Raw genomic sequence first — 7,264 nt, forward strand, 5'->3', positions numbered from 1 at the left:
TCCGGAATCCATAACCCCTGTCCGTGTTTATGGATTCCGGGCTCGCCGCTGCGCGGCGCCCCGGAATGACCAGCGTGTTTCCGCGCGAAGGAGCGCCGCATGACCGACCTGACGACCCGCTATCTCGGGCTGACCCTCCGCTCGCCTCTGGTCGCCTCGGCCTCGCCGCTGTGCGACTCCGTCGACGGCATCTGCCGCCTCGCCGACGCCGGCGTCGCCGCCGTGGTGCTGCCCTCGCTGTTCGAGGAGCAGCTCACGCTGGAGAGCCTGGCGCTGCACGCCGATCTCGAGCGCGGCGCCGACACGTTCGCGGAAGCCGCCGGCTTCTTCCCGGATCTGCACACCTACAATCTCGGCCCGGACGGCTGCCTCGAGCTGATCTGCCAGGCCAAGGCGCGGGTCGACATCCCGGTGATCGCCAGCCTGAACGGCGTCACGGTCGGCGGCTGGATCGAATACGCCAAGCTGATGCAGGACGCCGGCGCCGACGCGCTGGAGCTCAACACCTATTCGATCGCGGTCGATCCCGAGAAGAGCGCCGCCGAGATCGAGGACGGCTATGTCGAGCTCCTGACAGCCGTCAAGGCGCAGATCAAGATCCCGGTCGCCGTGAAGCTGTCGCCGTTCTTCTCGGCGCCCGCCAACATCGCCCGCCGGCTCGGCGAGGCCGGCGCCGACGGCCTCGTCCTGTTCAACCGCTTCTACCAGCCCGACTTCGACATCGAGGAGCGCGAGGTGGTCGCCTCGCTGGCGCTCAGCCGGCCGGAGGAGCTGCTGGTGCGGCTGCACTGGGTGGCGATCCTGTACGGCCGGGTGAAGGCCGATCTCGCCATCACGGGCGGCGTCCATTCCGCCACCGACATGGTCAAGAGCGTGATGGCGGGCGCCAAGGTCGCCTGCATGACCTCCGCCCTGCTCCAGCACGGTCCCGGCTACGCCAAGGCCGTGCTGCGCGACCTCGCCGCTTGGCTGGACGCCCACGACTACGAGTCGGTCGCCCAGATGTGCGGCTCGATGAGCCGCGACGCGATCCGCAACCCGTCCGCCTACGAGCGCGGCAACTACATGAAAGTGCTCAGCTCCTACACGCTGCGCGACGACATCCTGGCGGTGTGACAAGCGCGCCGACGGCCGGCTTCACCATGACGGGCGGTCTTCCGGGCCGCCCGTTTTCGTTGCCATGCGGGCGCCGCATTGATCACGCTTTCTTGAGGTGCCGCTCCGGGGGGAGGGCCGGGTCGAAAGACCCATTAACCAGACGATAACCCTGCGGGACGAGGATGGCTCGTCGCGCAGGCGGTGGTCGAACCCCGTGGCTGCAACCTGTCGCCGGCGCCCGAAGGCGCCGCCTCGAGAACAGAACAGTCCGGGTTCGCAATGGCTGCCACTTCCGCCGGTTCCGGCGACAACGTGTCCTTCTGGTCGGCGCTCGCGGGGGCGGTCGGCTGCGGCGGCTTGATGGTCTTCGTCGCCCTGCCGCTCGCGGTGTCGAGCCCCTTCCCCACCCCGAAGGAGCGGCATTGGATCGTCGAGCACACGCGCCCGGTGGCGCTGCTGCCGGCCGATCACGACGCCGACGACGCGGCGGAGGCCGAAGCCGACCTCGAATCGAGCGAGTCGGGCCCGGAAGGCGGCAACGGCAGCCCGGCCGACGTGCTCTCCTGGGAGCCCACCTTCACGCTCGCCTCGGCCTCGATGGTCGAGGTCGACCCGACCGAGACCGGCAGCCTCGGCATCGGCCGACGGGCCGTCGCCAGCCTGCCGCCGGCGCTCGCCGACGACAGCGGCCCGCCGGACGAGATCGACGACTATCTCTGGGAGGTCTACCAGCGCCAGCCGATCAAGAAGGACGGCTCCGGCGACTTCACCTGGAAGGATCCGGCCGCCGCCAAGCGCATGGGCATGTCGCTGAAGGACTACGTCATCCGCGGCATGGACCGCGACTTCCGCGAGACCCTCTATCACATGGGCAAGGCGCTCGACGCCGACGGCTACAACTGGTCGATGCTGAGCGCCTTCCGCGACGATTACCGCCAGCGTCTCGCCTCGGGCCTGAAGGCCCGCACCGGCTACTCGCTGCACGGCGGCAGCGTGCGCACCGGCGGTTACGGCCACGGCCGCGCCATCGACATCACCACGGCGGACGGCCACGACGCCGACGCGGTGTGGCGGTGGATCGACCGCAACGGCGCCCGCTTCGCCATCGCCCGCCCGATGCCGGGCTACGATCCGGCCCACATCCAGGCGCGCGGCAACTGGCAGCAGGTCGCCTCCTCGCTGCGCGGCAAGCGCAGCCGCTACGCCGGCGCGACGCCGCCGCGCGACTGATCTCGGCCCCGCCGCGACCGGCCACCAAGGGCGCCGACGCCCGCGCCCGGGTCGTCCGCCAGCGCCGGGTCTTTGCAGAATTTGTCATTCCGGGGCGCACCGAAGGTGCGAACCCGGAATCCAGCGGCGAACTCGACAATCTGGGCTGGATTCCGGGTTCGACGCTGCGCGCCGCCCCGGAATGACAAACTCTGGAAAGCCCTCGCCGGCGCGGACGGCGACCACGAGAGGCTGGGCCGCTCAGGCCACCTCGGTCCTGCGCGTCTGGCCGTAATGGGCCGCCATGTCGGTCGCCAGCCGGTCGAGGCCGCGCACGATCTCGTCGGAGAGCTTTTCCATTTCGGCGAGCTTGGTCCGGGCGAGCGCCGGATGACCGTCCTTGATCGCCGCCAACGCCCCGAAACCGGCCTGGTGGAGCGACAGATGCGGGTCGGCGATCGCCTTGAACGACGGCAGCTCGGTGAGCACGTCGTCGCCGACATTGTCGTACCACTTGCCGAACCGGCAGGTGTGATGCGTGACGTCCCCCTCGCCCGCCGCCGCCTTGCCGCCGACCACGTCGCGCACCCGCGCCACGAAGGCGCGATGATCCTGCTTGGCCGTCTCGATCAGCCGCGCGGAATATTTCTTCGCCAGCCCGTCGACCTGGGCGCCGTCGAGCTCGTCGGTGAAGTTGACGTGGTGGATGCCCTCGCTGCACGCCACCACGGTGCCGGCGATCCGCAGATCCTCGGCGGGAATCGCGAGCACCACGGCGGCGTGGCTCGCGATCCGACTGCCGCCGTTCAGCAGCGCACCCGCTTCCGAGAGGTCGAGGATCCGCACCGCCTCGGTCGTCCCGCCGCACACCACCTGCGCGTCGATCATCACGCCCCGCCGGCGATACCGCCGCCGCTGCGCCGCGGCCGAGGCGGTGCGTACCGCCTTGGTCAACATGCGCCCGAGCGTGCCGACCACGGCATCCAGGCTGCGGGTGGAATCATGCACCGAGAGCGAGGCGCCCTGCGCCTTCGTGACCCGCCCGAGCACATCGTCCATCAGCCGGCTCACCTCGCCGACATGCGTGGCCGTCTGGCCGACGTTCTGGGCGATGTCGCTGGTCGCCGCCGACTGCTCCTCGACGGCCGCCGAGATCGACGACGAGATCCCGTCCAGCTCGCGGATCGTCGCGGCCACCTCCTCGATGGCCGTCGCGGTGCGCCGGACGACCTCCTGGATGCGGCTGATCTGGCCGGCGATCTGCTCGGCCGAGCGCCCCGACTGGTTGGCGAGCGTCTTCACCTCGGCGGCGACCACGGCGAAGCCCTTGCCCGCGTCACCGGCCCGCGCCGCCTCGATGGTGGCGTTGAGTGCCAGGAGGTTGGTCTGCGAGGCGATGTCGCCGATCAGCCCGACCACCTGGCCGATCTCGTCGGCCGCCTTGTCGAGATTGTCGACGACGCTGCGGGTCTCCTTCATGCGGCCGTCGGCGGCGCGCGCGGCCGCCGAGGCGCGGTTCACCTGGCGGGCGATCTCGGCGATCGAGGCGTGCAGCTCCTCGGCGGCCGCGGCGACGGTCTGGGCCGAGGCGAGCGCCGTGCCGGCCGCGCCGGTCGCCGAGGTCGCGTCCTTGGTGACGGCCTCGCTGACCACCTTCATGGCGTCGGCGCTGTCCAGCAGCGTCTTGTTGTAGGTGCCGACGGTCGTCACCGTGTCGAGCACCTGGCTGTTGATGCGCTCGATCGTCGTCTCGGCATCCGCACGGCGCGCCTTCTCGATCTCGTCCCAATAGGTCGAGAGCGCCGTGTCCATGTCGATGATCACGGCGCGGCTGATCGCCGCCTGGACGGCGGCGACACGGCGGCGCTGTGCCGCGGTGAGGAGCACGCTCTTGTCCGCCATCACGGCGGCGAGCAGTTCGGCCTGCAGCATGCCGTAGCCGAGCATGAACCAGTGCGGCGACAGGCCGATGCGGTGATGGGTCCGGCCGACGCGCTCGGCCGACTCGCGATAGCGCTCGTCGAACAGTCCCTCGAACAGATGCGACCAGTGCACGGCCTGCGCCTCCTTGGCGTAGGCCATGCGCTGCGCGCTCTCGAACAGCGCCGCGAGCGGCGGGATCGCGGCGGTCTTCTGATAGAACGTGTCGAGGATGCGGGGCAGCGCCGCCATCAGGACGGGCTTCACCTCCTTCAGCAGGGTGACGTCGTCCGACTCGAAGGCGATGTAGGAGAGGTCGGTCTTGAATTGCTCGTTGGCAATGTCGTCGGCCATATCCGTCCGTCCGTGACCGTGATGAAGGCGGGACGGTACGTTAGTGCCGCAACCGTGGACGGCCGGTTAATGTCCATCTAATCAGATCACCGAAACTCGCATGGCTGAGTCAATGATCTGAAGATCTGATCACGTTCGTGGATCGACCGCTCTTTTACTAGCCGCTTCCGGCTATCGTCTCGGCTCGCGCGGCCTTCGCGGGATCGGGCCGAAGGCGGGCGGCGGAATACGCCGGCGCGACGCCGCCTCGTAGGACGAGGCGACCTTCAGGATCACGTCCTCACGGCCCGGCTCGGCCCGGAAGACGAGCGAGAACGGCAGGCCGGGACCGGGAATCGTGGTCGGCGTGCGCGCCGGCGCCGAGACGTAGCGGGTGCCGTCCGCCGACAACGCGAAGACGGGGTCGTAGACGGTCGTGACATAACCGGCCGGCACCAAGACCTCGGTCAGGCCGGCGTTGGGCCCATAGAGCGACTCGGGCGCGAGGTTGTGCAGGATGTCGTGCTGGTGCGGATGGCCGATCAGGCCGGGCGGCCACGGCGTGTGCAGCCGCACCAGCGCGTCGAGCCTGTTCTCCAGCATCACCATCATGTCGACGCGGCGCAGAAGCTCGCGCAGCATGATGCGCTCGTCGACGCCCTGGCGCGCGCCGAGCGGGTTGCGCGGATCGACGATCTCCTCCCAGTTCCGGAACGCGGCGCGCTGATCGTCGCCCCAGAACTTCGACCGCGCATTCAGCATCGGCCAGTCGGCGAGCGTCTCGGTGACGCCCTGCGCGGCCCAGTCGGCGGCGCGGCGCGTCAGATACTGGCTGATGTGGAAGCGGAACGTCGGCGCCAGCGCCTGTTGCTGGATCGTCCCGATGTCCAGATTCGCCGGCGGCGCGATGCGCCCCTCGGCGAGCGCGACGAAATAGTCGATCGGCGTCATGGCGCCCGTGCCGAACACCGTGCCGGGCGAAAACTCCGTCGGCACGATGGCGTCGGCGAACGCCTGGAACAGCGGGCGGCCGTCGCGGCCGAGGCGGAACAACAGATCCGGCATGAACACCGGCACGAGCCGCGCCAGCGCGGTCGTGAAATCGACCGTCATCGGTTCGATGTCGGGATCGGGCGTCCACGACGGCTCGCGGGACTCGACCAGCGTCGCGCCCAGCCTCTCGCCGATGATCTCCTTGATCTCGCGCGCCGCGGCCGTGACGATCGGCCCCTCGGCGAGCGAGCCCTCCGGCACCCGCATCGACTCGCGGACGACGCCGAGCCTGATCCCGTTCAGCTCGCCGGCCACGCCCCGGCCCCTCGTGTGGATCGCGTAGCCGCTCGCCAGCACCGACGAACGCGGCACCGTCGTGTAGACGTCGCGCGGATCGTAATAGGCGGTCTCGGCATCCTTCAGCGCATCGAGAATCTTGGCGCAGTCGCCGAGCGTGCGGGCATGGATGCCGGAGCGGTCGCAATAGATGTCGGCCCCGATGGCGCCGCCGTCGAAGCCGAGCATCGCCTTGTGCGGCAGGATCAGCGCAACGGCGTTGTGATTCGACGGGCCGCGACAGGAGGCACGTGTCTCCTCGCCGAGGCTCGCCATCACCAGGTTGGTCGAGACCGAGAGCGCCGAGCCCGAGCTCGAGCCGAGCGAGGCGGCGCGGCGTGTGTCGTAAGGGTTCACCGGCGTGCCGCCCCAGCTCGATCGCTGATAGCCGAGCGTCGAGGCGATCACGCGCTCGGGCTCGTGGCGCCCGCCCGGATCGCCGCCGCCACGGCCGTTGTACTCGGTGCACACCGCCTTGGCGAAGATGATGGCGCCCTTCTTGCGGAGCTGCTCGACCAGGACGTGATCACGCGCCGGCACGTCGACGTCGTAACGCGCGTCGCCGCCGCCGGTCGAGCGCATGTCCTTGGTGTCGAACGGATCCTTGAACGAGAAGACGACCCCGTACAGCGGCAGCTTTTCGAGGTCCGGATCGCGGCCGTACTTTGCATCCAAAGCCGCGGCCTGTTCGAGCGCATCGGGATAGCGCCGAAAGATCTCGGCGCCGGGCGGCGCGTCCGGCGGCAGCGGCCCGTCGTCGGGATGGCGGTCGAAGTCGCCGCGGAACGTCACCGAACGCTCGCCCCGGATGTTGATGGTGGACAGCGCGTTGACCTGGCCGGCGTTCGGCTTGCCGACCACCATGCCGTACTGCTGCTGCACGGACGGATCCGAGGCGGTCGGCTCCATCCGGCCGAATTCGAGCGGCCGCCCCCGGTAGCGGTCGAGATCGGGCAGAAGGTCGGCGGCCCTCACGGTCGCGGTCGGGAAGGCGAGCGGCGCCCCGCCCCGCACCGCGCCGGTCGCCGGCGGCACCGGCGCGCCGTCCGCCGTGACCAGCAGGCTCGCCGGCCCGTTGAAGGCGCGGACCCGGTCGATGTAGTGCTGCACGATCTCGACGCAGGTGATCGCGCCGGCCCGGATGGCGGCGTGCATCTCGTCGATGGTCGCTTCCTCGAGCTGGAACGGGGACGGCGCGGCCTGCCCGGGCATGACGGCTCCTTCGCGGGGTGGTGAGGGGATCGGGAGGAACGGTGCGGTGGGACGCTGCGATGCGACGCTGCGGTGGGTCGAGGGTGGCCGCGGCAGCGGCCGACATTCGAATTAGACCGGTTTTCGCTCACGTTGGTGCATAGCCTGCGTGTCGGATGAAATT

The 7,264-nt window shown here is 69.9% G+C and carries 4 protein-coding genes; 2 read left to right on the forward strand and 2 right to left on the reverse strand.

What is annotated here, in order from left to right:
• The first annotated feature begins 99 nt into the window (after positions 1 to 99).
• On the forward strand, positions 100 to 1,116 hold the full coding sequence (locus ACFSOX_RS19085) for a dihydroorotate dehydrogenase-like protein (protein ID WP_378479411.1): 1,017 nt from the start codon (positions 100 to 102) through the stop codon (positions 1,114 to 1,116).
• 261 nt (positions 1,117 to 1,377) lie between these two features.
• Positions 1,378 to 2,328, forward strand: coding sequence for a M15 family metallopeptidase domain-containing protein (locus ACFSOX_RS19090; RefSeq protein ID WP_378479412.1), 951 nt, complete (start codon positions 1,378 to 1,380; stop codon positions 2,326 to 2,328).
• A gap of 240 nt (positions 2,329 to 2,568) precedes the next feature.
• On the opposite strand, the gene ACFSOX_RS19095 is transcribed toward ACFSOX_RS19090, so the two are convergent.
• Complete coding sequence (locus ACFSOX_RS19095; RefSeq protein ID WP_378479413.1) at positions 2,569 to 4,581, reverse strand: protoglobin domain-containing protein; 2,013 nt, start codon at positions 4,579 to 4,581, stop codon at positions 2,569 to 2,571.
• 171 nt (positions 4,582 to 4,752) lie between these two features.
• Positions 4,753 to 7,101, reverse strand: coding sequence for an amidase family protein (locus ACFSOX_RS19100; protein WP_378479414.1), 2,349 nt, complete (start codon positions 7,099 to 7,101; stop codon positions 4,753 to 4,755).
• Positions 7,102 to 7,264 lie beyond the last annotated feature (163 nt).

Source organism: Rhodoplanes azumiensis (genome assembly GCF_042682915.1).
Taxonomy (GTDB): Bacteria; Pseudomonadota; Alphaproteobacteria; order Rhizobiales; family Xanthobacteraceae; genus Rhodoplanes; species Rhodoplanes azumiensis.

Bases quoted from the DNA above. Each gene is read 5' to 3' on its own strand.
- ACFSOX_RS19090 (WP_378479412.1), top strand. From the start codon at position 1,378: ATGGCTGCCACTTCCGCCGGTTCCGGCGACAACGTGTCCTTCTGGTCG.
- ACFSOX_RS19100 (WP_378479414.1), bottom strand. From the start codon at position 7,101: ATGCCCGGGCAGGCCGCGCCGTCCCCGTTCCAGCTCGAGGAAGCGACC.
- ACFSOX_RS19095 (WP_378479413.1), bottom strand. From the start codon at position 4,581: ATGGCCGACGACATTGCCAACGAGCAATTCAAGACCGACCTCTCCTAC.
- ACFSOX_RS19085 (WP_378479411.1), top strand. From the start codon at position 100: ATGACCGACCTGACGACCCGCTATCTCGGGCTGACCCTCCGCTCGCCT.